Genomic DNA, 26718 nt, shown 5'->3' on the forward strand with positions numbered 1-26718 from the left:
CGGCAATCTTAGTCTGCAAAGTGATCCCATCCCACAGTGTCCGCGGGCCGGCCCGCTATTGTCACGCCTGCGCTGTCAGTCGTGGCAGGCGTCTTTACCGAGCCTATCGCAGTGAAACTGTGTGGCAGCTGAATGTCCGGCGGGAAGGTTGCCAGCAGTCCGTGGTCTTCGCCGCCGCCCAGGACCCAGTCCAGCGGGTCCGTGCCGAGCAGGTCGGCGGCCGGCCGCAGCGGAGCGGCGAGCCCTTGGAGCGCCTCAGGGTCCAGGGCTAGGACGGCGTGGCTGGCCCTGGCCAGCCGCTGCCCGTCACGGATGAGGCCGTCGGAGATATCCATCAGGGCCGTCGCGCCGTTTTCCCGGGCCAGCGGGCCGGCGGCCAGCGGCGGCCGGGGCCGGCACTGGGTGTCCATCAGGGCGCGTTGTTCCTCGGTGAGGGCTGCCACCGGCGTGGCGGATTCCAGCAGGGCCAGGCCGGCGGCGGCGCGCCCGACGGTGCCGGCGAGCGCCACAATGTCCCCCGGGCGGGCACCGGAGCGCAGCACGGGCGGCGCCCCGTCCAGGCTGCCGAGGATGGCAACGCTGACGGCCAGTTCGCGGCCGCGGCCCAGGTCTCCGCCGGCCACCGCGCAGCCCGCGGCGCCGAGCTCCCGGATGCCCGCGCTGAGCCCGTCGGCGAAGTCCTCCACCCAGGACACCGGCGTCGTGCCCGGCATGGTGAGGCTGACCACCAGGGACGTGGCGCGGGCGCCCATCGCATTGATGTCGCTGAGGTTCTGGGCGGCGGCTTTCCAGCCGACGTCGTAGCCGGGCGTCCGGTAGCCGTTGTTCCACTCGAGCCGGAAGTCCTGGTCCACCACCTGGGTGTCGATGCTGACCAGTGCGCGGCCGTCCGGCGCGGCCACGATCGCTGCGTCGTCGCCCGGGCCCAGCAGCAGCGTGCTGCTGTCCCCGCCGTGCAGGCGCGGGAAGATCCGGGCGAGCAACTCGGACTCGGAGAGGTCGGCGACCGTCAGGGTTCCGGCGGTCAGGGGCGGCGGGGTGAGTGGTTCTGGCACAGCCTTACGCTACCGCGCGGGGGTGACAATGGCGCCGGGTGCCTGCCGCGGCACTCCGGGCTGCCGTATTTCGCGCTTACGGGCGCACGTGCAAAACTCTTACGCATGCCCCGACTTTTGCCCGCGATGCCGCCTGTGGTGGCACAGTCGTTGGCTTTCCTCGCCGGCGGGGCCGTGCTGTGGCTGATCATTGCCTTTCAATTGTTCGTCAACGTGGATCCGCTGAGCGTGCACCGGACCGATGCGGTGATCATGCTGGGCGGCGCCGCTTCCGAACGGCTACCGGTGGCGCAGCGCCTGCAGCAGGAACTCGGCGCACCGGTGCTGGCGCTCTCGCACACAGACACCAGGGGCAACAGGCTGGCCGACGAGGCCTGCAATACGGCGCAGTTCCCGAATGCCGCCCTGGTCTGCTTCACCCCGGGCGACTACGACACGCGCGGCGAGGCGCAGGCCATCCGCAAGCTGGTGGCCGCCAACGGGTGGAAGTCCATCACGGTGGTGACCTCCAGCTATCACCTCACCCGGGCCGGGCGGCTGATGGGGCAGTGCACGACGGCGGAGGTCCAGATGGTCGCCTCGCACCCGGACTTCTCCCTGGGCCAGTGGTTGCGGCGGTTCGTGATTGAAACCGGCGGCCTGATCGACGTGTCGCTGCGGCCGGAATGCTCCTAGGGCTGTCCACTTACAGCCCGCTGATGTAGTCGAGGAGCCTCTTGTGGGCCGGTGAAGGCTCGAAGCCCGCGGCTGTGACGCGGCTCAGGTCCAGCACGCTGTTCTCCGGGCGCGGTGAGACTTTTTTCCCGCGGAAGTACTCTTCGGTGCTGACGCCGGTGACGGCGTCCCGCGGTTTGCCCACCAGTTCGTACACGTCGGCGGCGATGTCCGCCCAGGACTGCGGTTCCCCTGCGTTGCTGACGTTGTAGGTGCCGTAGGGCGAGCCCGTCTCGAGCAAGTGCCGGATCCCCGCAGCAATGTCCTGGGTGAAGCTCAGGCGTCCAATCTGGTCGTTGACCACGGACGGTTCGATGCCGCGGGCGGCGAGGGACGCCATGGTGCGGACGAAGTTGTTGCCCTCCCCGATCACCCAGCTGGTGCGCACGATGTAGTGGCGCGGCACCACGCTGACGACGGCGTCTCCGGCGGCCTTGGTCTGGCCGTACACGCCCCGCGGGGAGAAAGCCTCGTCCTCGGTGTGGACCTCCTGGGTGCCGTCGAAGACGTAGTCGGAGGACACGTGCACCAGGGTGAGGTCGTGTTCGACTGCGGTCCGGGCCAGCCGCGCCACGGCAGCCACGTTCACGTCCCAGGCCATCCTGCGGCCCTCGTCGGTCTCGGCGGCATCCACGGCGGTGTAGGCGGCCGCGTTGATGATCGCGGAGTAGTTCTTCCAGTTGCGCCCGGCAAATTCCTCCCCGCTGCTGAGGTCAAACTCGCCCCGGCCGGCGAACTCAACGGATGGATTGCCCTCGTACGCCGCACGCAACGCGTTGCCGAGCTGCCCGTCGGCGCCGAGCACCAGGATCTTTTTCGGCGGCATCGGTGTGACCTCGGCCAGGCGGGGGTGTGCCTTGTCCTTCTCGGACAGTTCGGCCCGGTCCAGGGGAATGGGCCAGGCGATGGCGGCGGTCTCGTCGGCGAGGTTCAGGAACGTGTACTGGCCCTGGGCGTCCGCGGACCAGTGGTCATTGACCAGGTAGGTGTACGCCGTGCCATCCTCCAGCGTCTGGAACGCGTTGCCCACTCCCCGGGGGATGAAAATGGCCTGGCCGGGGTCCAGTTCGGCCGTAAACACCGCGCCGAAAGTCGGCCCTTCACGCAGATCCACCCAGGCGCCGAAGATCCTGCCGGTGGCCACGGAGATGAACATGTCCCACGGTTCGGCATGGATCCCGCGGGTGGTGCCGGCCTTCTCGTTAAAGGAGATGTTGTTCTGCACGGGCCGGAAATCCGGCAGACCGAGGGCGACCATCTTGTCCCGCTGCCAGTTCTCCTTGAACCAGCCGCGGTTATCGCCGTGGACCGGCAGGTCGTACAGGACGACGTCGGGGATAGGGGTTTCGTGGGCAGTGAGCTTCTTCGAGAACTCGATCGGCATGGTGTTACTGGCCCTGTTCCGTGTATTTGGCTTCGGTCGCGGCTTTCTGCGGCCGCCACCAGTCCTCGTTCTCCCGGTACGGCTGGTCAACGACATGGTCGTAGGCGTCCGGGGCCTCACCCATCTGCTTGAGGATCAGCTCGACCACGTCTTTGTTGTTCTGCTCGCCGTCGGCGCCGACCAGATACGTCTCCCCGATCCGGCCCTTGGCGATGATGGCAAGCACGGCGGAAGAGTGGTCGTTGGCGTGGATCCAGTCGCGGAGGTTTTCGCCCTTCCCGTAGAGCTTGGGCCGGATCCCGTCAATGACGTTGGTGATCTGGCGCGGGATGAACTTCTCCACGTGCTGGTATGGACCGTAATTGTTCGAGCAGTTGCTGATGGTCGCCTGCAACCCGAACGACCGCACCCAGAGGTCGGAGCCGGCCTTCGTCGGCGAGTAGGGGCTCGACGGGTTGTACGGGGTGCTCTCGGTGAACCGCTCCGGATCGTCCAGCTCCAGGTCACAGTAGACCTCGTCGGTGGAGATGTGGTGGAACCGCCTACCGTGCTTTCGCGCGGCCTCGATCAGGGTGCAGGTACCGATGATATTCGTGTCCAGGAACGGGCGCGGTTCCTGCAGCGAGTTGTCATTTTGGGACTCCGCCGCGTAATGAACCACGACGTCGGCATCCACCACCAGAGTGCCGACCAGTGGGGCATCGCAGATGTCACCCTGAACAAACCGGAAGCGCCCCTCCGGAAGGCCCCTGAGGGAGTCCAGGTTGCCGGCATACGTCAGCTTGTCCAGAACGGTCACGTGGTGGTCCGTGTTTTCAAGTACGTAGTGGACGAAGTTGGACCCAATGAAGCCGGCGCCACCGGTGACAAGAAGTCGCTGCATAATGCAGACCATACCCGTTGCGGTTGTTCCGATAGACATGAAAAATGTGCCCATGCGGGGAATCATTCTTGCCGGGGGAACCGGTTCACGGCTGCATCCCATTACGTTCGGTACTAGCAAACAACTGGTTCCGGTTTACGACAAACCCATGATCTACTACCCTCTTTCGACCCTGATATTGGCGGGAATTCGCGACATTCTGGTTATCACTGCCCCGCACGACGCGGAGCCTTTTCAGAGGTTGCTGGGAGATGGCTGGCAATACGGCGTGAACATCACCTACAAAGTTCAGCCTTCCCCGGATGGGCTGGCGCAGGCTTTCATCCTCGGCGAGGATCATGTGGGTACCGACTCCGTGGCCTTGGTGCTCGGTGACAACATCTTTTACGGGCCCGGGATGGGAACCCAGCTTCGTCGGTACACGGACGTCGCGGGTGGTTCGATTTTTGGCTACTGGGTGCAGAATCCTGCAGCGTACGGTGTGGTGGAATTTGATGACGCCGGGCAGGTGCTGACCCTTGAAGAGAAACCTGAGGTGCCGAAGAGTAACTACGCGGTCCCCGGCCTGTATTTTTACGACAACGACGTCCTGGACATCGCGCGCGAATTAAAACCGTCTCCGCGCGGGGAACTCGAAATCACTGACGTTAATAGGGCTTATCTCGGGTTGAACCGACTGCGTGTCGAGGTTCTCCCCCGCGGCACCGCGTGGCTGGACGCGGGCACCTTCGATGACCTTAACGATGCTTCGAATTTTGTCCGCACGGTCCAAAAACGCCAGGGCCTGATCATTGGTGCGCCGGAAGAGATTTCATGGCGGCTCGGATTCCTTGGAGACGACGAGTTACGCGCCCGGGCGGAGCCACTGGTAAAGAGCGGCTACGGCTCCTACCTCCTGGGCTTGCTCGACGACTAAGCGTCCCTGCGCGCGGGCGGACAGCGGAAGAATTCCCGAGTCTCCGCGGGCAGAGTGTGCTCCTGATCGTTGCAGGTGCAAGAATTGAGACCGTCCCAGCATCAGGCGCCGGCCAGGACGGTTACCGCACGAGCGAGGAGGACAGACGTTGGAACACACCGCGGATGACACTCCCCTGCGGGTCGCAGCGCCCCGGCACCTGAACCGGCGCCGCTTCCGGCACGACATCTCCGACCTGCTGCTGGTACCGGGTGCGGTACCGTACCGCGAGCCCCGGCAATCGGTTGAGCCGGCCGCGAGCGCATTTTCCGCCAAACGAGCCGCCAAAGCCGCCCCGGCCGCCGACGCAGCCTACCGGCGCAAGCGCCTGGCCGCGTTGCTGCTGGTCTTTGCGGTCACCGTAAGTATTCCGGTGCTGATCGCCGCGCTGGTGCTGGCCGGCTAGCACCGGCACATAAGCTTTTATACTGCCACTATTTATATGGGGGATTCTCCTTGCACAGCATCATGCCGATCTTCGGTACCAGGCCCGAAGCCATCAAAATGGCCCCGATCATCAGCGAACTCAAGAAGTCCCCGCTGTTCCGCTGCGTGGTCACCGTTACCGGCCAGCATCGGGAAATGCTTGACCAGGTCAACGAGCTTTTCGACATCGTCCCCGACTACGACCTCGAAATCCTGCAGCCGCGCCAGTCGCTGTCCGCGATCATGACCCGCACCATCGAGGGCCTGGAAGTAGTCTTCGCGAAGGACAAGCCGGACGCCGTGATCGTCCAAGGCGACACCACGACGTCGACGGCGGCCGCCATCGCTGCGTTCTACCACGGCATTCCCGTGGTCCATGTGGAAGCAGGGCTCCGAAGCGGAGACCTCTTCTCCCCGTTCCCCGAAGAAGCCAACCGCAAGATCACCAGCCAGATCGCGAGCCTGCATCTGGCGCCAACGTCGGTCAGTCAGGCTAACCTGCTCGCCGAGGGCGTGAACGCCGCGGACATCGCCGTCACGGGGAACTCCGTTATAGACGCCTTGTTGACCACTGTTGGCAAGGACATCCCCTTCTCCGACCCCCAGCTTGAGGACCTGGCGGCAAGCGGCCGGAAAATCCTGCTGGTGACCACACATCGGCGGGAGAACCAGGGCGACGCCATGCGCGGGGTCGGCCGGGCTCTGGCCCGGATCGCGGATTCCGAGCCAGAACTAGTCATAGTCCTGCCGGTACACAAGAACCCGGCGGTCCGGGAAGCCGTCCTGCCGGCGCTGCAGGGCAAACCCAACGTTCTGGTCACCGAGCCGCTCCCCTACGGCGAATTCACCCGTATGCTCGCACTGGCCCATCTGGTCGTGACCGATTCCGGTGGAGTACAGGAAGAGGCCCCCAGCTTGGGTAAGCCCGTGTTGGTGATGCGGGACAATACCGAGCGTCCGGAAGCCCTGCGGGCCGGCACCGTGAAGCTGATCGGCACGGACGAAGAGCGGATCGTTTGTGAGGTGACCAGGCTATTGACGGATCCTGCCCACTTCTCGGCCATGGCTAACGCGGTAAATCCCTACGGCGACGGCAAGGCTGCCGCACGCACCGTGGCGGCCATCGAAGAGCTGCTGAGTGTTGGCAACCGGCTCGCGGAGTTCAGCGGGGCGTAAAGCTTACGTCTTGATGCCCGGCAGGCCAGCGGGCGCGGAAGCGACTGCCGGCGGAGCAGGTATTAGCATCCTACGGTTGGCAACGCGCAGCCGGTCCCGGACGGCGGCCCAGATTCCGCTCAGCAGGCGGTACCAGCCGTGGAGCGGATGGGCGGGCCCGCAGTCCGCGGCAAGCTGCCGGTAATACGTGTGCAGTCGCTCGGCGCCCCTGGGACCACCCCCGTACGCGTAGCCTGCCCAGGCCCGGTAGGCCAGAGCGTCGGGGTGGGCCAGGGACTTCCGCAGCTCCAAAGGGGTGCTGGCCAGTTGCCCTTGCGATGGCGCCGGGTTGGTGAAAAGTTCGTCGAACCGGTCCAAAATCTCGTGGGAGAACTTAAACATCCGTCGGTGCGTCCCTCCCGGCGAGTAGGTGAATTCACCAAAAACCGGCCCTGTTGGGCTGTCGAACATGTCGATACTCACGAACGGGGAGTCGGCTTCGCGCGATAGACGCTGCGCCCACCAAAGCATTTCAGGCGCGTTGAGCGGGACGATTGGAACTCCCGGCTTTGCCGAATCGCTGAGGAGATAGTCCCGTCCCTGTCGTAAGGGGCGGAATGCGCCGTCGAAGAGGACGATCCGTACCGGGCCGGAGTTGCGGTCGATCTGTACGACGAGCCCCACTTCGCCGTGGAAACAGTAAAACTTGTAGTCGAAGGGGATGGCCCCCACCCCCAGCGTGTGCACCACAAGCTCCTCCACGATCCAGAGGCTCTTCTTTTGCGAAAAGGACTCCGCGGACGCCTTTTGCATGCGTATGATCGACTTAGCGTCCAAGGTCTGCAGGCTCATGTGGTCAAAATACTGCCCTGGGCCGGTCCGCTCGAGGATCATGACACCCCTAGAGGACCAGCCGTCGGCCAGCTTGAGGACGAACATGTCGGGAAGACCCTTGCTACTCAGGTTTTGCAGGTCATCGAGGATAGCAATCCGCTTGGGCACCCGCATGCCCAGCTCCTCGACGAAAGGGTGTGAAACGATTTTTTGCGCGAGTTCCTTGCGGCGCGCCGTGCCCCGCCGCTGGTATTCCGCGGCTACAAAGGCCAGGAATGGCGATTCTTCATCGGCACGGTCAAATCCTGCCGGTCCAAAATTATTCAAGTGTTGCCCCCATTGGCCTCGGTTGGCTATGACCAAAAAGTCAGCCGACTCTTAGCCTGTGCCGGTAAATTTCTAGCTTATGGACTGCTGCCACACCGAACAAATCGTGGGACTATAAGGTGTCAGCCGGGGGCGGGAGCGCTTTACTTGGCCGCAGTGGAGCGAAGTGAGTTGAAGTGAATATGGACCGCAGAAATTTCTTGAGGCTCTCCCTTGCGTCATCAGCCGGCGTGGCTGCCGCTGCTTGGGCACCGGCCCCGGCGGGCGCCACGATGGACCTGGGGCGTGGAACCCAATTCCCGGCGGATCTTCCTGGTCCGGCACTCGTGCCGGACCTTCTCATCCCGGCGGGCGCACGGAAAGGCGTCGGCTTGGACTTGGGTAAAAGGCAGGGCGTGGCGCAACTCGACTCCCTAAACGCGAACTGGTTCTATACGTGGGGTTCTACCTATCCTGGTGTCCGGCGAATCCCGGGGTTTGTTCCGATGATTTGGGGGCAGGGAGCAGTCGACGGCAACGCCGTGGGCGACGTCGTTTCGCGAGTTCGTAGCACCGGCGCGAAGGAGCTGCTCGGGTTCAACGAGCCGGACCATCCCCGTCAGGCAGCAATGAGCGTAGGTGCGGCGATTGCTGACTGGCCCAAGTTGCAGGCGTCCGGGCTACGGTTGGGCTCGCCAGCTTCCGTGCATGCCCTGGGCGACTGGCTGAAGCAGTTCATGGATCAAGCTTCAGCCAAGAATCTGAGAGTCGATTTCGTCACGATGCATTCCTACGCTTCGCCAAACGCCCAGGCGTTCCTTAACAACGTGCAGACGCTCCATGCCCGGTACGGCAAGCCCATCTGGATCACGGAATACGCGGTTGCGGATTGGGCGGGCACCGTCGCCTCCCCCAGCCGGTACTCGGAAAGAGAAATCATGGCCTTTATGGCCGAGACCGTAGCCGGGCTGCGCCACATGCCGTTCGTGGAGCGCTTTGCCTGGAAGACCAGGGCTGAAGGAGACCCCGTGATGGGCGCCTCGGCCCTGTTTAGGAAGGACGGCTCGCTCACCGCGACCGGGCAGCTGTATCGATCTCTCTAGCGACCAGCTAAACTATCGCGGCGAGCTCCAGCAGTTCACTCTTGTGGCCCAGTGCCACAACGTCCCACCCTGCTGACGTCCATGCCTCGTGCTCTAGGACATTGCGCCCGTCAAACATGCGTTTGTGCGCGACAGCCTGACCCATCTCAGCAGGATCGGCCTTAACGAACTCGGACCATTCTGTGAGAAGCATGACCAAGTCGGCATCATCGACAGCGGCGGCTAGAGACTCCACGTAGTCCAGCCGGGGGAACCGCTTGGCGGCGTTGGCGTTAGCCGCCGGGTCGTACACGGCCACGTTCGCTCCCGCGTTGAAGAGCCTCGCCGCCACGTCAAGTGCCGGCGAATCACGGACGTCGTCGCTGTTTGGCTTGAACGCAACGCCCAGGACGGCCACGCGCTTGCCTTCAACGCTGCCCAAGAGTGTCTCGGCAACGTGCACTGCCCGGTCTCGACGGCGCAGGTTCACTTCGTCGACCTCGTTCAGAAAGCGCATGGTACGGTCCAAGCCGAGTTCGGAAACCCGTGCTTGGAGAGCCCGGATGTCCTTGGGCAGGCAGCCGCCGCCGAAGCCGATGCCGGCGTTGAGGAAGCGGCGGCCGATCCGAGAGTCGAGGCCAATGGCGTCGGCCAGGGTGCGGATATTGCCGCCCACGGTTTCGGTGACCTCGGAGAATGCGTTGATGAACGAGATCTTGGTCGCGAGGAAGGCGTTTGCCGCAACCTTGACGAGTTCCGCCGTCTCGAAGTCCGTTGAGATGAACGGGGTGTTGCGGCTGATAGCGTCGGCGTAAACCTCACGCAGGATGGCTTCTGCGCCGGCCGACTCAGAACCCACGACCAGGCGGTCTGGACGCAGGGTGTCCTCCACGGCGAAGCCCTCCCGCAGGAACTCCGGGTTCCAAGCGAAGTCGACCGTGACACCCTCTCGCGATTCTTCGGCGACAAGATCCCTCAGCCGACGTGCAGAACCGACAGGGACAGTGGACTTACCCACGATGAGGCAGTCCTTCGTCGCTGCGGCGGCAATTGCTGCCACTGAAGCGTCTACGTACGTCATATCCGCCGCATGTTCTCCGGCACGCTGGGGCGTACCCACCGCGATGAAGTGCACGTCACCGAAGGCGCCAGCCTCCTCGAATGAGGTGGTGAAGCGCAGGCGGCCCGACGCGGTGTGCTTGCGCAGCAATTCGGGCAGGCCAGGCTCGTGAATGGGCAGCTCTCCCCTGCTGAGGCTGTCGATTTTTTCCTTGTCGACGTCGACGCCCAGGACTTCGAATCCCAGTTCAGCCATGCTTGCTGCATGCGTCGCGCCCAAATATCCCGTACCAATCACGGTAAGTCGTAGTGTCACTAGTCCCCCAGTCGCTGCAGTAAATTTCGTTATCTTGGGCGCAGATGGCGCAACCAAACGGGTCCACTATATAGCGTTCAGTTCGGTTTCTCGTCCCCCCGCAGAGTTGAGTGACGTATATCAACGAGAGATCGAAGCCGGTAGGAGCCTCCGCGCGCAGCCTTGCGCAGGACAAGCCGTTCGATATCGTTAACCCGCTGTGTCAGGCCGTCTTAACAACGTCATCGTTGTTTAGCCGGGTCAATACGTCGCGGGGTGTCAGGGATCCCAGGATTTCCCTTGGACGGAATGACTTTGCCCTTTGGCGGATACTCAAGGACGAGTCCCGTGTTGTTCTCGTCGGTGCGACGCTTCGGGCGCGATTGGGGGTTGAGGTAGTTCCTGGCTAAGCTCTCTTGCGCCTGGCAGGCCATTTCCGCTCCCTGATCCGGTACCAAGTCAACGGGCCGCGAATCAGCACCGGCAGATCGTTGATTCCTTCGATGAGCACATCAGCCATGCAGTCGACTTCCTTGCTTCGGGCACAGTGAGCATGATCAGGAACCGGCTGTCCCGCTCGGCGAAGGTGGGACAGCCCTCCTGCCCGCCCTGCCGGTTCCTGGGCCCCCTTCGCCGGAACAGGCAACCCAGGGGTCTGATGCTTCTTCGGGCCGTACATCGACTCTGACCATGCCCGCGACCGGCGCGCCGCGTTCACTGAGGGCCTTTACAGGCTCTTCACGGTTCGTGGTGAATGTTCTGCTGAGATGAATGCTTGTTAGCGGCCATGAAAAACTGCCCATAGCGGCTGAGCGGCACTGCCGCTCCGTGCCCGTCGAAAATTGCGCGCGGGTCACTCTTGGCTTGTGGCTATGTCTGGGCTGGAGGCGAATGATGGATAGTGTCCGTCACGGTAATCGCCGGATCCGCCTTGGTGCTTTTGCCCGTCCCATAGCGTGGTGAGAAGGGCCTCCACGGGAACCGTGGAATGTTGCCTCGAGCACGAGTAATAGATTCCTGATTTATCCCTGTCCTTCCCTTGGCGGACGCTCTGGATTCGAGCCAAAGGAGGAGCATCGTGGATGTTGTGCATGAACGTGCGGTCGGCATCGACATATCTAAACGGGACGCAAAGGTTTGTGTCCGTGTGCCAGCCAAGCGTCAGGGGCAGTTCACCTCGACGGTCACGACATGGGGTTCGACGACGAACGAGATTCTAAAACTGAGTCAGTTCATCGCGGAAACCCAGGCAACGGTTGTCGTGATGGAAGCAACGAGCGATTACTGGAAGCCCTTCTTCTATCTCATGGAGGAGTCGCTGCCGGTGATGCTGGTCAATGCCAAGCACGCCAGGAACATCCCGGGCAGGAAAACGGACGTCTCTGATGCGACCTGGCTGGCCCAACTCGCGGCCCATGGCCTGCTGCGGGCATCGTTTGTCCCCCCTCCACCGATCCGTGAGCTACGGGACCTTACGCGAGCCCGGGCACTAGCCGTAGGCGACCGAACACGCGAAGTTCTACGACTCGAGAAGATGCTGGAAAGCTCTGGAATCAAGCTCTCCGGGACAGTCGCAAGCCTCACTGGAGTGTCGTCCCGGGCGATGCTGGACGCATTGATTCGGGGCGAGCGGGACCCTCTGATTCTCGCGCAATTTGCGCAGCGGCGGATGAGATCCAAGATCCCTGAACTTGTCGAAGCGCTCACGGGACGGTTCAGTGAACATCACGGGTTCTTAGCAAAGCTCTATCTGGATGAGATCGACACTCACACGCGGACAGTTGATGCGCTCACCGAAAGGATCGAGTCGGCTATCAAGCCTTTTGAATCCGCGCGTGAAGCCCTTGTCACGATCCCGGGCGTCTCGACTTTGGTTGCTGACGTAATTATCGCCGAAACCGGAGCCGACATGGCTGTCTTCTCCGATGCCGGTCACTTGGCGTCCTGGGCAGGAGTATGTCCCAGCGCGCACGAGTCCGCCGGTCGAATTAAGTCGTCCAAGACACTGCCAGGAAACAAATATCTTAAGGCGGCACTGGGCATCGCTGCTTTGGCTGCTTCTCACCATCGGAGCAGCTACCTGGCGGTAAAGTACAGGCGAATCGCTGCACGACGGGGACCGGTCAAGGCTGTCGTCGCCATAGAACATACCCTTCTGAACGCAATCTGGAACATGCTCAGCAATGGCCAGTGTTATGTGGACCTGGGCGCCGACTACGAAGCTCGATCAAATCCGGGAGCAGTGAAGGCTCGCGCACTAAAGCAGCTCCGAGAACTCGGCTACGAGGTCACCCTCACTTCTTCGATGCGGACCGCATCATCTTAATTTTCGTAATAGGCGGCCACGAAAGTGCCCACTGACGGCCAGTAGAACTGCCCGACGGTGGCCATGAGATCTGCCCACTTCCTTACTGAACCGACCGCGTCTTAAGCGGTGGGGGCCTCTCCCTGGGGTTTGATGACGGTGTCTAAGCGCACCAAAAGCGAACCAGGAAGAGGCCCTGTATGAAGTCTGACGGAGAAATCATGGAAATTCTTGCTGCCTACGATCTGACCGGATCGTTGCGCGCCACCGCGGAGCTCACGGGCTGCTCGCACCACACCGTTGCCAAACACGTCGCTGCCAGGGACGCTGGCCGGCCGATCGGGGAACCCGCGGCCCGGGGCCGGGTCACGGACGCGTTTCTGCCCAAGATCGAGGAATGGATCGAAGGATCCAAGGGCCGGATCCGCGCGGACAAAGCCCACGAAAAGCTCGTTGCCCTGGGCTACACGGGTTCGGAACGCTCCACCCGCCGCGCGATCGCGCAGGTCAAAGCGGCGTGGCGGCTCGGCCATACCCGGGTCCACCGGCCCTGGATCACCGAGCCGGGGATGTGGCTGCAGTACGACTTCGGCGACGGGCCCCGGATTGGCGGGGTGAAGACCATCCTGTTTGTGGCGTGGCTGGCGTTCTCCCGGTTCCGGATCGTGATCCCGCTCAAAGACCGGACCGCGCCGAGCGTGTTCGCTGCCTTGGACCGGTGCTTCCGCATCCTGGGCGGGGCACCAACGTATGTGCTCACCGACAACGAGAAGACCGTCACCACCGCCCATGTCGCCGGGGTCCCGATCAGGAACCAGCAGACCCTGGACTTCGCCCGGCACTACGGTGTCACGGTCCTGACCTGCCAGCCGGCGGACCCTGCCACCAAAGGCGGGGTCGAAGCGTCCGTGAAACTCGCCAAGGCCGACATCGTGCCCAAAGACACCAACCTCCGCGACGAGTATTCCTCCTTCGCGGAACTCGAGGCTGCTTGCGCGGCGTTCATGGACGAGGTCAACAACCGTGAACACCGGGCGACCCGGCGCAAACCGGAGTCCATGCTCGCCGAAGAAGCCCCCAGGCTGCACCGGATCCCCGATACCGCCCACACGGTCGCGTTCGGACTGGCGCGCACCGTCCCGGAGAACACCCCGATGGTCACGTTCGAGAACGCCCAATACTCCGTCCCGGCGCACCTGCTCGGGGCCCGGGTGTTCGTGCGCACCCACGGGACGGGCCGGCGAACAGGTCATCATCGTCCACCCCGGCGCCTCCGGCCCGGTCGAAGTCGCCCGCCACGACCGGGCACGGCCCGGCAGCCCCGCCATCAACGATGAGCATTTCCCCGGAACCAGGACCCGGATCCCCGGCGACTACGAGGTCAGGGCCCGCAGCGCGGACGAAGCCGCGTTCCTGGCCATCGGTGACGGCGCCAGAACCTGGCTGGTCGAGGCCGCCGCGGCCGGGACGACACGGATGAACGTGAAGATGGCCGAGGCAGTGACCCTGGCGAAAATCGCCGGCACCGCGGCAGTGGACCGGGCACTGGGCGACGCGGCCCTGCATGGCCGTTTCGCGCACCCGGACCTCGCCTCCATCCTGAACGCCAACATCCGCCGCACCACCACCCACGCCGCTAACGAAGCCACCTCCCTGACCCAGGGAACCGGCGCGTGGGCCGCGATCGGCAACCCCGCCCTGAACACCGCGGCCACAAACACCACCCCGGAGGAGCCCCGATGAGCCCCGTCACGACGACCAACACCGCGGCCCCGCCGCTGCCGCCGGACCTGGAGGCCCTGATGCGGTCCCTGAAGATGCCTCACGCCCGGGCGCTGGCACCGGAGCTGATCGCGACAGCCCGCGCCCAGCGGTGGGAACCGGTCGAGGTCATCAAGGCCCTCTTCGCCGAGGAATCCGCCGGGCGGGCCCGGTCCATGCTCGCCTCCCGCCGCAAGGCCGCGGGCTTCCCGACCGGGAAAACCTTCGATGCCTGGGACCCGGCCGTGTCCTCCATCCCGGCCCCGACCCAGCAGGCGCTGCGGACCCTGGAATGGATCAGCCGGCGGGAGAACCTGGTCGTCTGCGGACCCTCCGGCACCGGCAAGACGTTCTTCCTCGAAGCCCTCGGCCAACAGGCCGTGGAAGCCGGGATGCGCGTGGCGTGGTTCCGGCTCGAGGACCTCGGCGTCCTGATCCGAGCGCACCGCACCGACGACACCGTCACCCGCGCCGTCGCCCGGATCCTGCGCGCCGAACTCGTGGTCATCGATGACATCGGCCTGCTGCCGGTGGCCACGGACGCCGCCGAAGGCCTCTACCGGGTCGTGGACGCCGCCTACGAAAAACGGTCAGTCGCGATCAGCTCCAACCTCCACCCGGCCGGATTCGATGAGCTCATGCCCAAGACGCTCGCCACCGCCACCGTTGACCGGCTGCTGCACCACGCCCACGTCTGCCAGACCAGCGGCGATTCCGTCCGCCTCACCCAAGCCCTCGCAGGAAAAGGAGTAACCCGACTGAACTAACCAAACCAAACGATGGCCAACCCCGCCGAACAAATCAGTGGGCAGATCTGTTGGCCATCACCGGGCAGTTCTACTGGCCACCAGCGGGCACATCAACTGGCCGCCCGTGGGCAGAAACTACTGGCCATTGACAAATGCTCATGCCGCTGTTCTGGCGGCACTGCGCAACAGGATACGCGTTTTGTAGTTGCGTGCGTTGGTGAATCCCCGGCCTGTCCTTTTTATGTGCTTGATCGCGGTGTTGTTGGCTTCCACTTTCGCCGTTGTCGCGCCGGTGACAATGAGGACTTCGATCTCTTTCCACCACCGGCAGATCGTGCGCCAGAGCCGGTTCGTTTCCGGCTGGGCAGCTTGTTCTACCAAGGCCTGCATGCGGTTTTTCGCGGCAGCCGCGTCGGCCAGGGATCCTGTGGCGAGCAGCGTCCGGAGCTGCTCTTTGACCAGCCAGGCTGCATGCAATTTTCCGGTGTCATCGTCGGTGGCGAACACGGTGCTGAGCCTGTTGCGGGCCCGGTCTGAGAGTGTGTCCCCGGCCCGCAGCAACAGGCGCCGGTTGGCCCAGACCGGGTCGATCGAGCGTCCCCGCCGGCCATGGACCTGCTGGGTGAGCCGCTGCCGGACTTCGGTGAGCATCTCGTTGCCGAGCTTGACCAGGTGGAACGCGTCGACCGAGACCGCGGTGCGTGGCAGCCACATTCTCAGGGCCTTGCGGAACGCCGCTGACGGGTCAATCGCGACGACCTGCACGCCCAGGCGCCACTGGAGCGGGCGGGCGAACAGCCAGTCCCCGACGCCTTCGCTGTCGCGGCCATCCACGATTCCGAGGACCTGGCCGGTGTCCAGATCGACGATGGTGGTCATCCAGGGTTCGTAGCGTTTCCAGGCCTTGGTGGCTGGGTCGCGGAAGAACCGCACGGAACGGTAGCGGTGTTCATCGATGCCGAGCATCCGGGGTGCCAGGGCATCAACATCGGGCAGTGTCAGTGCTGCGGAGTCCAGAGCCCGCTGGACCAGCCACCATGAGACACCGAACGAGGAGGCCGCTTCCGCGGCGGCCCGTCCGGATCCGATGACGGCGGCTACGAGGGCGTCGCGGAGCCTGCGGGTGGACCTGGCGCGGCGCGGGACCTGGGCTGTTTCCTCGGCGAAGGTCCTGCGCGGGCAGAGGTATTCATCGCAGAAGAATCTCCGTTTGGCCCAGATCACTTCGACCGGGCCGGCGACAGGGATGTCGCGCAGACGTTGTGGTCGGCGGGAATGCACGCGGGTGCTGATCACGCCACAGGCGGGGCACCCGGACTCGGCAGTGGCTTCGACGCTGACCCGTCTCTGCCCGAAAGTGAGGATCTCAGTGTCGGTGACGCGGTAGTCGGGCAGGTTGAAAAGGGCGGTGGCAGCATCGGGGCGCGGGGAAGTAGGCTCGATCAAGGCTCGTAGCTCCTGACTCTTGATGAATGCGTAGAGAACATCCATCACAGCAGGGCTACGAGCCCTTCAGCTTTCAAGACACGGAATCCGTTTCACCACGAACCACGGAGAGCCCCTTTACACAGATCGCGGCGGGCTCCTTTGGAACCCAGCGGGATGCCGTCCTTCGCCAACTCATCGGTAGACGGGGTGTGGATCAAGCGATAAAGCGCAGCTGCAAAGCTGCACGCGTGCACAGCGGACATGGGAGCCAGACATGATGTCTAAACGCAAAGGGCCCCATTTCCCCACGAACCGTAAAGAGCCGCCTCGCGGAGTCGTTCCCACCGCTCCTACCGAATCTAATAGACCAACAATAGATTCGTTCATTCCCGGTTCTCTATTGGGTCTTGGTTGTTTGATTGCGACCAATTCAAAGAAACCCCGAGCTCTTTCAGCCGCCCCCTGCCGCCAGCGCACACCACCTACGCGACGCCGTCATCCTCAGACCCGGGATCGATGCTTATTTGTGAAGGCCCCGTTTGTGGCCCGGCCAAGCCCCACTTGTAAGAATTCCCACGGACAGCCACCCCCTCCTACCGAATAGGCGAGAGACTGCCCTGCGTATTAGGTATCTCCACCAATGCGAAACTCTTGGAACGACTCCTCAGTAACAGGAGTATTTCTGTTGACGCGTCGGCTCAGAGTTTGACCAATAATCTGATCAATGAACTTGGGAGGCAGGCCGTACCCCGGACGCACGCTTCTTACATGCTCCGGCCGTACAACTGCGCCTTCTTCCATGTCCTGCACGAAATACAACGACCGACGGAATTGTGCATTGCCTGACTCACTGGACTTTCGCCCGTAGTCGACAACCCCGAGGGATTCCCAGGCAGTACGAGTGTCCCGGCACAAAGCCGCTAGCTCTTGCGGCTCGAGGGAGAAGCTGTCGTCCGGTCCTCCGCCATTGCGGTCTAGAGTCACATGCTTCTCAATCAAACTTGCGCCCATCGCAACACTCGTGACAGCGGTCACGTTGTCGGTGGTGTGATCAGAGAGGCCTGTGACCACCCCAAACTTTCGCCCCATGTCGGCAAGAGTGCGTAAATTGTAATCTCCTGCAGGTGCTGGGTAGCCACTCACGCAGTGCAAGATTGCGAGTGACCGGCAGCCACCATCTCTCGCAGCATCGATAGCTTCCTGAATTTCTTCAGCATTAGCCATACCTGTGGAAATGATTATTGGCTTACCAGTTTGGGCGACATACCGAATGAGCGGAAGATCGACAGCTTCAAATGACGCAATCTTGTAAGCTGGAGCGTTCAGATCTTCGAGCAGGTCTACAGCGGTGCGATCAAATGGTGAACTAAAAATAGTTATCCCTTTATCACGCGCATACTTAAACAAAGGTCCGTGCCACTCCCAAGGCATGTGGGCCTCTTCATACAACTCATAAAGAGTTCGCCCATCCCAGAGACCACCCGAGATTTTAAAATCTTGGCCATCACTGTCTAGCGTTATCGTGTCCGGACGGTAAGTTTGCAGCTTAACGGCATCCGCTCCCGCTTTCTTCGCCTCAGCGATGATTCGAAACGCATTGGCAATATCCCCGTTGTGATTCGCGGACAGTTCCGCGATAATATACGGCGGGTTTTCCGCGGAAATCTCCCGCCCGTTGATTCTCATTCCTTCTAACCCGGACATCCTTATGCTCCTAAATTGGTCATCCACTCGGACTCAAGTAGCCCGAACCCAAATGAGTCCCAGTACCGATCACCATCGAACTGTTGATCACGAAAACGTGCCTCTTCGCGGAAACCGAGTCGGCGGTGAAGCGCTAACGAGCGAGCGTTGCTGGCCAACACTTCGCCAGAGACTTTGTGAAGTGAGAGGTCCTGAAAGGCATACTCCAGCGTCCGCACACATAGCTGAAAACCTGTACCGTGCGGGGCCTCAGGCGCACGGTAAAATCCCCACTCGGCCCGCTTAGCAAGGTCGTCCTGAATACGAATGCGCGCATAACCTATCCTATCGAACCCGGATTCCAACACTAGGAGATGCTCGCGAGGCGACTCCTTCGCGCGTTCGAACCATGCCTTGTGCTCGGATAGCGATATCTCCTGCTGTGTGTACATGTGCCGCCGAATATCGGGGTGATTACGCCACCTAAGAACGACCGCAAGATCGTCCAAAACCATGGTCCGTAAGACACTAGAAGCTTGATTCAATTTCTACCCCTTCTAGGAGTGCGTCAGTGACCAGCACGGCCCCATCGCCCGTGACTAAATTTGAGGCATTCATACTCATTTGGAGCAATCGCTCCGGATCTTGGAGTTTTTTCCATGCTTCCAGGACAGAAGCAGTCAACGAGCTGGCATCGAGGATATACGCGACGTCCTGCCTTGCAAGGGCTAACACCACGTCTCGTTGATTACGCGCGAGTTCGAGCACCATGCTCGGGACTCCTAGACAGCATCGTTCCCAGCTTGTACCACCTCCAGCTCCAACGGCCACGTCCGCTAACGCCATTAGCTCAGCCATTCTGGCCGTGTTGACGTAGACCGTGGTGTCCAACTGGAGCATACGCGCTGTTCGTAGAACCGAATCCGAATGCAAGGCAGATCCACCAAGAACGATGTCAACCTTGATGTTGTTGGCCTCGGGCAGCCCGGCCAGCGCTTCGATCACGCGTGCTGTCATATTCCCTATGTCAACGCCACCGAGATTCACGAATATGCGCTCAGGGATACAGTCGGCGCGCCTACGGGCCAAGCTTTCCCCACGCAAGGCCCTAAACTCCGGCCGTAGGAGCGCGTACTGCGTCCCCAAAAGCATCGCACAATCGGGGGGAACGAGGGCGGTGTAGTCCTGGGGCCCACGGCCGAGATTCTGATCCACCAACAAGTCACAGTCATGCACTCGATCCGCAAGGTCGTCAATACACGCGACCCTAACCGCTGGACGGGCCGCTTTGAACTCCGACTCCCAATGATGGTCTATACCGTAGTGGTCTATGACCAACCAGTCGAATGTCACGTCGACCAGGACCTGCAAAGTTTCGTTCACATCGAAGTGCCATCCGCCCTCTAGCCAATCAGCGTGGTCTAAAGCGGAACCTGACTTCGTCGCAATGTCAGTGCCCACCATTCTCATCGGTATGGCGCTAAATCCCCTGCGTCGTATCTCTCCGAGTAGATCGCCCTCGTTTGCCCGGCACACGAACAAGCAATCGCCTCCTCGGATCCTCAACTCCTCTGCGAGGGTCAGACACCGCATAACGTGCCCTGAACCGATGACTGACGAGGCGTCGGCACGGAACACTGCCGTGAAATGCTGCAAGGATACGCCAATACTCCCCACATCAGTCCCAGGGATGCTCACACGTTCCACTTCCTAAATGCCTTGAACATCCATTCCGCGCGCACCCAATCCTCCAACGTATCGATATCTTGCACTCGGTGCCGCGGTAGGGCCACTGGGACGGCGCCGCTGCCGAAGATAGGAAGCTCATCACGCCACGCCCTAGCACGCCCCCAATAGAATTGGCCGGCGTCATGCCATGCTTCCTCCAAATCCTGGGAGCGAGCATTCTCGTACTCAGGGCTAAACAGTCTCAGACGTCCGTCCGCGTGAAACTTCAGCGCCCGTTGAATGGGGAAGTCGAAAGTAGTTACCGCAACGGAATATTCGGCCGCCGGAGAAGCCACTAAGGAATCTCGGCCAGCAATGAGATCCGAAGCCTGCACAAACGCCGCTGTCGCATACAAGCAACAGACCAAACCTGTATTCACGCCAAGCGCATCAATCGCATGTGCGACGACTGGGATGGTTGGGGCAAAGTCGTTTGAGTACTCCTGCGGTCTCACGAATGGAACCTCGGCACCGGCATCTCTCGCTATATCAGCAATTTCTGCATCATCCGTCGAAACGACCACGCGATCGAAGATCGCAGCGTCGCGGGCAGCTTCAATTGACCAGCACACCAACGGTTTTCCAGCGAACTCACGGATGTTCTTCCGGGGAATCCTCTTGCTACCCCCGCGAGCCGGAATTACGCATGTACTCATGAGATCTCCAGTGCAGCACCGCTGGGTGCGCTATAGCGAGAACTTTTGGTGATCCGCTTCATTCAGACTCCAATTCGAGGTGAGCAGGGTGGTGATGGCTCCAGGATGCCCGAGGAAAAGTCAAGGCTGCAAGAGGGGTTCGATTACGATGGCAGCCCTTACCGACTCAAGTGCACGTCTACTAATCATTTCAAGCTCTTGATCGAAACCCTCGAAGCGCTTGAAATTATCGATATAGTCCTGTTCTACCATACTCAGAAGCTGCTGAGGCGGTGACACCGATGCGCGACTCATCAGGAGTCGTTTATCGTCGTTCGCGCGAACTAATTGTAAATAGTTCGGAACGCTTATTTTTCGAGACAGGGTCAATCCGTAGTCAGCCCCACGCCCATCTTGCTCCAGCAGATATGAGACTTTCCGTAGTTTCAGAGCGGCGACATGACCATGAACCCTATACCCGACGTGCAAATCGCATCCCTCATAAATGGATAGCCCAGTCGCAGGATTCTCGTAAATCAAAGTAATATCCAGGCCTAGCACACTGCAAGCAGCCTCCACTTCCTGATTTCTGCCATGCAACGCGACCATCACGCTCGCCTGCGGAAAGAGCTTCTTTAACCCTGCTATCAAGCAGACAAAAGAATCCATGTACTGTGTCGCACGATGGGGGTCAGATACAACTATATTTCTCACGGAGGTTAAGGCTTTGAACTCGATACCGTACATTTCGGGCGCATAGAACGCTACGTCACCCGAAAACTGGGCAGCAGTAATCCCGGACAAACGGCAAAACGCCTGAGTCAAGACACCGCGGGTAGTGAATACTTTGGCACGCAGGGCAAGATCTTTCAAAAAAGTCAGGCTTGCCTCATCCATCATCTCAAGAATAGAAATATCATCCTTGACACGTAAGTCAGTGCCGGCAGCGTGAATAGAATAGCTTACGCTACTCTCCATAACCTTCCTCGCAAATGGGTAGACAACGCTCTCCATTTCCGGCCGGATAGCTAGACAAGCGAAAAAGACATGATCGGCTCCTAGAACAACCTCGGACACTTCCTCCCAAGGTGCGGCACGCCAGATAACATCGACATGTGCCTCGTGCCCGGCTGTCGCTTCGATCATCGAGATCAGCGACTGCGTGATGAGGTAGTCTCCGATGTTACGCGACCCATGAGCCGGGTAAGTAGTGACCACCAGGTATCGCTTCATGCAGGACCCAACGAGCTCTCCAGCGCATCGACAACAGCGGCTACAGTGCCGGCGCCCATAGTCGGAAACATCGGAAGCGAGATGGCTCGGCCATAGTACGCCTCAGACTCGGGGAAATCCCCCCACTTAAATCCCCTTTGGCGATAATACGGCTGTGTATGCACTGGTTTATAGTGCACGTTGACTCCCACTCCCAGCTCACGCATACGTCCAAAAACTACACGCCGCTGGTCAGACGATTCGACTTGTATCGGGTAAAGGTGAAGCGCAGAGTAGCTGTTGCCTCGCCTGTGTGGGGTCACAACGGGCAACGCAGCGAGTAACTCGTCATATCGGTCCGCGAGCGAATGTCTCTTACTAACGTATTCATCGAGACGCGCCAGCTGGGATACACCCAACGCAGCTTGGATCTCCGTCATGCGATAGTTGAAACCAAGATCAACTTGCTCATAATACCAGGGACCGTCGGGATCATTCCCCATGAGTCGTTCGTCTCGAGTCACCCCGTGACTTCCCAGCAGTCTCATCCGGCCAGCGAGATACGCACTATTTGTGACTGCCAAACCACCCTCGGCTGTCGTGATTATCTTTACCGGGTGAAAACTGAAGACGGTGATGTCACTGTATTGCCCACTCCCGATGTATTCATCACCATACCGCGCTCCGATGGCGTGTGACGCGTCCTCGAGGATTTTCACTCCAAATTCATCAGCCAGACTCTTTATCGCTACTAGGTCACAGGGCTGACCCGCGAAATGCACGACAACGAGAATCTTGGGAAGACGCCCGCTGATTGAGGACTTCCGAAGTTTCTCCTCGAGTGCTTCGACAGACATGTTATAGGTCACCGGATCAATGTCGACGAAATCCACATCGGCGCCGCAGTACAAAGCACAATTCGCTGACGCTACAAACGTGTTGGGAGTTGTCCATAGGGTGTCGCCGGCCCCGAGCCCCAGCGCGAGACACGCCAGGTGGAGAGCGGATGTCGCACTGTTCGCTGCGACTCCGTGTTTCGCCCCGACTCTTTCTGCCACTGCTCTCTCGAAGGACGGCACCACTGCGCCTTGGGTAAGAAAGTCTGAATTAAGCACCGAGACGACTGCTGCAACATCCTCGGCACGGATGTCCTGCCGCCCGTAGGGAATCATCAGATGGTTCCAATCTTGCCCCGGTTGGAGTCCATCCAATCGCGCAGTGCTTCGGCTGACATCCACTCTGGGTTGCTATCACTGGCGTACGTGAAGTCCGGGGCGACAAGTCGGCCGTCCTTGATCCGGTTGGCGTCCCTATCCCAGCTGTTTATTGCCGGCAGGACCTTAAAATGCTCATCGTACTCATAGGTGTATGCCGCATCCTCGGAGCCGATCATTTGTTCATGAAGCTTCTCTCCGGGTCGAATGCCAACGATCTCTTGCTCAACATCAGGAGCTACCACACTGCCCAAGTCTGTCACCCTCATGGAAGGGATTTTCTTGACGTAGATCTCACCACCCTCCATATCAGCCAAAGCGTGCCAAACCAGCTCCACGCCCTGCTCTAGAGAGATCATGAACCGGGTCATCTCCGGATGCGTTATTGGCAGTACGCCACGGTCACGCTCGGAGAGGAAGAATGGGATCACCGACCCCCGTGATCCCATGACGTTTCCATACCGCACTACTGAAAACCGCGTGTTGTGGCCTCCGGCATACGAATTTCCCGCGACAAAAAGCTTGTCAGACGTAAGCTTGGTGGCTCCGTAAAGATTCACTGGGCTGCTAGCCTTGTCGGTCGAAAGCGCGACGACTCGCTTGACCCCTTTATCGATGCAGGCGTCGATCAAATTCATCGCACCCATCACATTCGTTTTGACACATTCAAAGGGGTTGTACTCGGCTGTAGGAACGATCTTCGTCGCAGCGGCGTGTACGACGTAGTCGACGCCGTCCAGAGCCCGGTACATACGATCCTTATCACGAACGTCTCCAAGGAAGAACCGCACTCGGTCATCATCCTTGAACAGCTTTGCCATTTCCCACTGCTTCATCTCATCCCTAGAAAAAACAACAATTCTCCGGGGATTAAACTTATCTAGCGTCATTGGTATAAACGTATTACCAAAAGACCCCGTGCCGCCGGTAACGAGCATTGTGGAACCTTGTATCATCTTGAGTCTCCTCTTATCTAAAAAAGCGAATGAATGCCGGCTTTAAGCAACTGATCCATAGCGCTGCCTATGTCAAGCCCGACGCAACCTTCTCGTCTTGCAGTTCTTACAAACACCTTCCCCGCCACGCCAGCACCGACCAAGACCAGGTCTCCAGCACTCGCGACGCTAGCGAGCTGCTCATCAATCTCCTGATAAACGAAGGGCAATGGACGGCCCCCATGTTGGTACTTCGGATTCGACCGAGTCTTGTTATGCGTAGGCACAGGTATATGGAGCATTCCAGGGCAATCACCAAATACCTCAAACACGGATTCCCGTGAACCACTGGACACAACAATAAGACGATTCGCCAAGGCGGAGAGCTGGCGAATCGTCTCCACATCATTAAATAGTACGATGTTTGCTTTATCGTCAGTATACAGCTTCTTGCCATCATCGAAGTGCCGAATGCCCTGAAGGACAGATATCAGCCCCCTGCCCTGAATAGTCTGTGAAAGTGATTTCGTGCGATGCGAATGATCGCGAAGAAATCGGTAAACGCTAGGAATCCCCAGCATATCGGCCTCGCGCACACTATCCTGGAGATCAGATACGAGTCGATTCAATGTGCCGCTAGGAATCTCCTGTCCCCACCAGTGTCTTTGCCTATTCCGAGAGTCCTGGAGTGTGAAGAACGGGGAGAACTCGCGAAATATTATTCCTTCACCGTCACTCAGCCGAACAAAAGAAAAGCCCTCTCTATTTGCTAATTTCTCGATAATAAGCGCGAGGACTTCAGATCGCTGCTGGGAATCACGCTCAACATCCATAAATTCCGCACGGTGACCTACAGACCCATAGACCGATTGGACCAATTCCTGATACTCAACGGAGATCACAGGATGGGCCCGAAGGAATTCTTCCTCGACCGTCCGGTAGTCGTCGTACTCAAGCTCTCCACCAATACGACGTAGGCCCTGTACAGACACTTTCAACCTGTCCAGACTGGACTCAAGATGGGATTCTGGATCGTGCAGGGATCTGAGTTGCTGGTGCCACTCAGGGTGCTGGTTCATGTACCTGTAGAAGGCTACACTCTTGTTCGCGCGAATCGGATTCGTCGCTATATAGCTCGCCCGGCCCATAAAATCGATAAGTTCACCGGGACTGGCAAACCTCATCAGCAGGTCCAACATTTTCGATTCGAGCCACTTTTTTGCTTTAATATTCGAGTTATACGACAAAGCGAATTCGGTCAGGTGGCGCATACCTGCAAGGCTTGGAGTTCGTCCCGTCCACTCGATTGCTTTCGCCACCAGCCAAAACTCAACCACCGAATCAGCTGAGTCAACACTGACTCGATCATAAGCACCGGGTAAGTTCACATCTCTGCGGTCGAAGGCCGAATTCAGCACTCCGATGATCCACCAGTCGTCACCATACAGGTTGTCACGGCTCTTGCTGAGCTCTAAGAGTGATAGAGGATAGCAATAGACGTCGCGAAGAAAGCTCTCTTCGTTCCTCATCCGATGCTCATCTCTAACTTCAATTGGACCTTTTGTAGTATTCTCAAGGAGGAGTCGCTTGCTTCTGAGGTTGTCGATAACGCTCTCGGCGCTCTTGGGGTTCGGAAGATAGTCCTCTAACGCAGGCACTACTGCTGATGCATCCTTCCCTGGCCGCCAATCTGCTAATGAAATCTCCGCGCCCGTAATACTCTGAACTAATCCTCGCTGCACGAACCCGTAGTAGTCGGGAGTAATACGGTCAAGATCAAAACACTGGTATACGAGGCTTCCTGAAGCCAGAAGCTCAATCACGACCGAGGAGTTTCCACAGACTGCAAGATGAGCGAATGTCGGTGTCAACTTCTCGATCCGCATCCCCCTCTGCAAGTAAAGGCCCTCATCGTTGACGGACGGATGAAGTTTTACTGCAGTTCGCGAGACGTGCGGATTTGCGTCCAGCGACTCATAGAGCTTCGAAATCTCATCGATACTACTTACACTTGTGGGGTAAATATACGCAGGAACCGTGCCAGAACCTATTAAAGAAGCTCGCACCGTGGCAACTTCCGCTGGATCAAAAGATGACTGAGATCGCGGACTAATTAAGATCTTGCCACTCGGTGAGCCGACACTACTGTAGATTTCTTTGGAAAGACGATTACGCAATATTGAGAGATCAAAATCAAGGGCAGGAAAGTTTTTAGTTACCTCGGCATGCTGAATGTATATAACCCTCTTTTTGAAGTGGCTTGCCACCTTCGCGTAGGCCACTGGTGCCGGCGAGTGGTCATTCGCAACTATGAAGCCTTCGCTAGTGCTTTTTCTAAGAGTTTCATAAGCGGCCAAAAAGAAGCGACCGAAGTTTAGCAGTTGGTGCAGGAGACCTCTTGTTATGCATGTACGGGATGAAATGAATTCGTCGAACGCGAGACAAATCGCCCCACGAACTTCAAAGAGCTCCGCGTCGGACCTTACGTACTCAAGATCGCAAAGATTTGGAACCCTGAAAGGGAGCTCATTTCTTTCCAACAAATCTTCGAAATGCAAAATTTCCCGGCGGTTGTTTGCCGTCGAAGCGAACGCAAGCAAACGACTGCTGAGAAGCGCTTTCGAAGCCTTAAAGACCTTGGGACGGTGAGAATAGATGCTTTTGGCAAACAGCTCTACCATCGCGGGCTTATCGACTAACGCCCCCGAACTGTCCGTGGCAATGGTGAGATACTCCAATTTATCAAGCCGGCTCCCCAGAATGTCATCGTATCCAGCATTCGACTCAATGACGGAGGCAACCTTGTTCATGCCTGCGGCGATCGTCCCTAGCAGATCAGTCATATTTTCCCTCATTTTGCTTTTCGCCGAGTAACCGCGTGGAAGTCACCATTCTCAAAGAAGTATTGGTTTTCAGGTCT

The 26718-nt window shown here is 59.8% G+C and carries 21 protein-coding genes and 1 pseudogene; 8 read left to right on the forward strand and 14 right to left on the reverse strand.

Features of this window, described 5'->3' with window-relative positions; genetic code table 11:
* Positions 1-8 precede the first annotated feature (8 nt).
* Positions 9-1055: a thiamine-phosphate kinase gene (locus AC3ANP_RS16070; protein ID WP_488331119.1), complete on the reverse strand. Its 1047-nt coding sequence runs from the start codon at positions 1053-1055 to the stop codon at positions 9-11.
* Positions 1056-1160: 105 nt separating this feature from the next.
* Here AC3ANP_RS16070 and AC3ANP_RS16075 point away from each other — a divergent pair, with 105 nt between their 5' ends.
* Positions 1161-1730 (forward strand): YdcF family protein, encoded by a 570-nt coding sequence (locus tag AC3ANP_RS16075; RefSeq protein ID WP_488331120.1) that lies wholly within the window; start codon positions 1161-1163, stop codon positions 1728-1730.
* Positions 1731-1740: 10 nt separating this feature from the next.
* On the opposite strand, the gene AC3ANP_RS16080 is transcribed toward AC3ANP_RS16075, so the two are convergent.
* Together AC3ANP_RS16080 and AC3ANP_RS16085 are read right to left on the reverse strand one after the other, a co-directional pair.
* On the reverse strand, positions 1741-3153 hold the full coding sequence (locus AC3ANP_RS16080) for a sugar nucleotide-binding protein (protein WP_488331121.1): 1413 nt from the start codon (positions 3151-3153) through the stop codon (positions 1741-1743).
* Between the two features lie 4 nt (positions 3154-3157).
* On the reverse strand, positions 3158-4036 hold the full coding sequence (locus tag AC3ANP_RS16085; protein ID WP_488331122.1) for a dTDP-glucose 4,6-dehydratase: 879 nt from the start codon (positions 4034-4036) through the stop codon (positions 3158-3160).
* 52 nt (positions 4037-4088) lie between these two features.
* Here AC3ANP_RS16085 and rfbA point away from each other — a divergent pair, with 52 nt between their 5' ends.
* From rfbA to wecB, 3 genes are all read left to right on the forward strand, one after another.
* Positions 4089-4952 (forward strand): glucose-1-phosphate thymidylyltransferase RfbA, encoded by an 864-nt coding sequence (gene rfbA / locus AC3ANP_RS16090; RefSeq protein WP_488331123.1) that lies wholly within the window; start codon positions 4089-4091, stop codon positions 4950-4952.
* Positions 4953-5100: 148 nt separating this feature from the next.
* A complete protein-coding gene (locus tag AC3ANP_RS16095) occupies positions 5101-5397 on the forward strand; it encodes a hypothetical protein (protein ID WP_488331124.1) in 297 nt (98 codons plus the stop codon).
* Positions 5398-5459: 62 nt separating this feature from the next.
* The gene (gene wecB / locus AC3ANP_RS16100; protein ID WP_488331125.1) at positions 5460-6593 is read left to right on the forward strand and encodes a non-hydrolyzing UDP-N-acetylglucosamine 2-epimerase; all 1134 of its coding nucleotides are present in this window, start codon (positions 5460-5462) and stop codon (positions 6591-6593) included.
* Positions 6594-6596: 3 nt separating this feature from the next.
* Here the strand turns inward: wecB and AC3ANP_RS16105 are convergent, their stop codons facing one another.
* The gene (locus tag AC3ANP_RS16105) at positions 6597-7769 is read right to left on the reverse strand and encodes an ATP-grasp fold amidoligase family protein (RefSeq protein ID WP_488331126.1); all 1173 of its coding nucleotides are present in this window, start codon (positions 7767-7769) and stop codon (positions 6597-6599) included.
* Between the two features lie 359 nt (positions 7770-8128).
* Between AC3ANP_RS16105 and AC3ANP_RS16110 the strand changes: the two genes are divergently transcribed.
* The gene (locus AC3ANP_RS16110) at positions 8129-8815 is read left to right on the forward strand and encodes a glycosyl hydrolase (RefSeq protein WP_488331127.1); all 687 of its coding nucleotides are present in this window, start codon (positions 8129-8131) and stop codon (positions 8813-8815) included.
* 7 nt (positions 8816-8822) lie between these two features.
* Here the strand turns inward: AC3ANP_RS16110 and AC3ANP_RS16115 are convergent, their stop codons facing one another.
* Entirely contained in the window at positions 8823-10109 is a 1287-nt protein-coding gene (locus AC3ANP_RS16115) for a UDP-glucose dehydrogenase family protein (protein ID WP_488331128.1), read from the reverse strand.
* A gap of 1117 nt (positions 10110-11226) precedes the next feature.
* On the opposite strand from AC3ANP_RS16115, the gene AC3ANP_RS16120 reads away from it, so the two are divergent.
* From AC3ANP_RS16120 to istB, 3 genes and pseudogenes are all read left to right on the forward strand, one after another.
* Positions 11227-12474, forward strand: a complete 1248-nt coding sequence (locus AC3ANP_RS16120) for an IS110 family RNA-guided transposase (RefSeq protein ID WP_488331129.1) — start codon at positions 11227-11229, stop codon at positions 12472-12474.
* A gap of 179 nt (positions 12475-12653) precedes the next feature.
* Positions 12654-14196 (forward strand): annotated as a pseudogene (gene istA / locus AC3ANP_RS16125) (IS21 family transposase).
* On the forward strand, positions 14193-14981 hold the full coding sequence (gene istB, locus AC3ANP_RS16130; protein ID WP_488331130.1) for an IS21-like element helper ATPase IstB: 789 nt from the start codon (positions 14193-14195) through the stop codon (positions 14979-14981). The pseudogene istA and the gene istB overlap by 4 nt, the downstream one beginning before the upstream one ends.
* A 138-nt stretch (positions 14982-15119) precedes the next feature.
* Here the strand turns inward: istB and AC3ANP_RS16135 are convergent, their stop codons facing one another.
* The 9 genes from AC3ANP_RS16135 to AC3ANP_RS16175 form a co-directional block, all read right to left on the reverse strand.
* On the reverse strand, positions 15120-16409 hold the full coding sequence (locus AC3ANP_RS16135) for an ISL3 family transposase (protein WP_488331131.1): 1290 nt from the start codon (positions 16407-16409) through the stop codon (positions 15120-15122).
* A 606-nt stretch (positions 16410-17015) separates the two neighbouring features.
* Complete coding sequence (gene pseI, locus AC3ANP_RS16140) at positions 17016-18095, reverse strand: pseudaminic acid synthase (RefSeq protein WP_488331132.1); 1080 nt, start codon at positions 18093-18095, stop codon at positions 17016-17018.
* A gap of 2 nt (positions 18096-18097) precedes the next feature.
* The gene (pseH, locus tag AC3ANP_RS16145) at positions 18098-18589 is read right to left on the reverse strand and encodes a UDP-4-amino-4,6-dideoxy-N-acetyl-beta-L-altrosamine N-acetyltransferase (protein WP_488331133.1); all 492 of its coding nucleotides are present in this window, start codon (positions 18587-18589) and stop codon (positions 18098-18100) included.
* Between the two features lie 13 nt (positions 18590-18602).
* Complete coding sequence (gene pseG / locus AC3ANP_RS16150) at positions 18603-19667, reverse strand: UDP-2,4-diacetamido-2,4,6-trideoxy-beta-L-altropyranose hydrolase (RefSeq protein WP_488333092.1); 1065 nt, start codon at positions 19665-19667, stop codon at positions 18603-18605.
* Between the two features lie 101 nt (positions 19668-19768).
* Positions 19769-20458 carry a pseudaminic acid cytidylyltransferase gene (gene pseF, locus AC3ANP_RS16155; RefSeq protein WP_488331134.1) on the reverse strand — a complete coding sequence of 230 codons (690 nt, stop codon included), beginning with the start codon at positions 20456-20458 and terminating at the stop codon, positions 19769-19771.
* A 120-nt stretch (positions 20459-20578) separates the two neighbouring features.
* A complete protein-coding gene (locus AC3ANP_RS16160) occupies positions 20579-21670 on the reverse strand; it encodes a polysaccharide pyruvyl transferase family protein (RefSeq protein ID WP_488331135.1) in 1092 nt (363 codons plus the stop codon).
* Complete coding sequence (gene pseC, locus AC3ANP_RS16165) at positions 21667-22821, reverse strand: UDP-4-amino-4,6-dideoxy-N-acetyl-beta-L-altrosamine transaminase (RefSeq protein ID WP_488331136.1); 1155 nt, start codon at positions 22819-22821, stop codon at positions 21667-21669. Before pseC ends, AC3ANP_RS16160 begins: the two co-directional genes overlap by 4 nt.
* Positions 22821-23801 carry a UDP-N-acetylglucosamine 4,6-dehydratase (inverting) gene (gene pseB, locus AC3ANP_RS16170; protein WP_488331137.1) on the reverse strand — a complete coding sequence of 327 codons (981 nt, stop codon included), beginning with the start codon at positions 23799-23801 and terminating at the stop codon, positions 22821-22823. Before pseB ends, pseC begins: the two co-directional genes overlap by 1 nt.
* A gap of 35 nt (positions 23802-23836) precedes the next feature.
* Complete coding sequence (locus tag AC3ANP_RS16175; protein WP_488331138.1) at positions 23837-26641, reverse strand: hypothetical protein; 2805 nt, start codon at positions 26639-26641, stop codon at positions 23837-23839.
* Positions 26642-26718: the final 77 nt, after the last annotated feature.

The sequence above is a fragment of the Arthrobacter sp. JB02-1C genome (assembly GCF_057748045.1).

Bases quoted from the DNA above. Each gene is read 5' to 3' on its own strand.
- wecB (WP_488331125.1), top strand. From the start codon at position 5,460: ATGCCGATCTTCGGTACCAGGCCCGAAGCCATCAAAATGGCCCCGATC.
- pseI (WP_488331132.1), bottom strand. From the start codon at position 18,095: ATGTCCGGGTTAGAAGGAATGAGAATCAACGGGCGGGAGATTTCCGCG.
- AC3ANP_RS16085 (WP_488331122.1), bottom strand. From the start codon at position 4,036: ATGCAGCGACTTCTTGTCACCGGTGGCGCCGGCTTCATTGGGTCCAAC.
- AC3ANP_RS16160 (WP_488331135.1), bottom strand. From the start codon at position 21,670: ATGAAGCGATACCTGGTGGTCACTACTTACCCGGCTCATGGGTCGCGT.
- AC3ANP_RS16115 (WP_488331128.1), bottom strand. From the start codon at position 10,109: ATGGCTGAACTGGGATTCGAAGTCCTGGGCGTCGACGTCGACAAGGAA.
- AC3ANP_RS16080 (WP_488331121.1), bottom strand. From the start codon at position 3,153: ATGCCGATCGAGTTCTCGAAGAAGCTCACTGCCCACGAAACCCCTATC.
- pseB (WP_488331137.1), bottom strand. From the start codon at position 23,801: ATGCTCGTTACCGGCGGCACGGGGTCTTTTGGTAATACGTTTATACCA.
- rfbA (WP_488331123.1), top strand. From the start codon at position 4,089: ATGCGGGGAATCATTCTTGCCGGGGGAACCGGTTCACGGCTGCATCCC.
- AC3ANP_RS16075 (WP_488331120.1), top strand. From the start codon at position 1,161: ATGCCCCGACTTTTGCCCGCGATGCCGCCTGTGGTGGCACAGTCGTTG.
- pseC (WP_488331136.1), bottom strand. From the start codon at position 22,821: ATGATTCCCTACGGGCGGCAGGACATCCGTGCCGAGGATGTTGCAGCA.
- pseG (WP_488333092.1), bottom strand. From the start codon at position 19,667: ATGCGGTGTCTGACCCTCGCAGAGGAGTTGAGGATCCGAGGAGGCGAT.
- AC3ANP_RS16175 (WP_488331138.1), bottom strand. From the start codon at position 26,641: ATGACTGATCTGCTAGGGACGATCGCCGCAGGCATGAACAAGGTTGCC.
- pseH (WP_488331133.1), bottom strand. From the start codon at position 18,589: ATGGTTTTGGACGATCTTGCGGTCGTTCTTAGGTGGCGTAATCACCCC.
- pseF (WP_488331134.1), bottom strand. From the start codon at position 20,458: ATGAGTACATGCGTAATTCCGGCTCGCGGGGGTAGCAAGAGGATTCCC.
- istB (WP_488331130.1), top strand. From the start codon at position 14,193: ATGAGCCCCGTCACGACGACCAACACCGCGGCCCCGCCGCTGCCGCCG.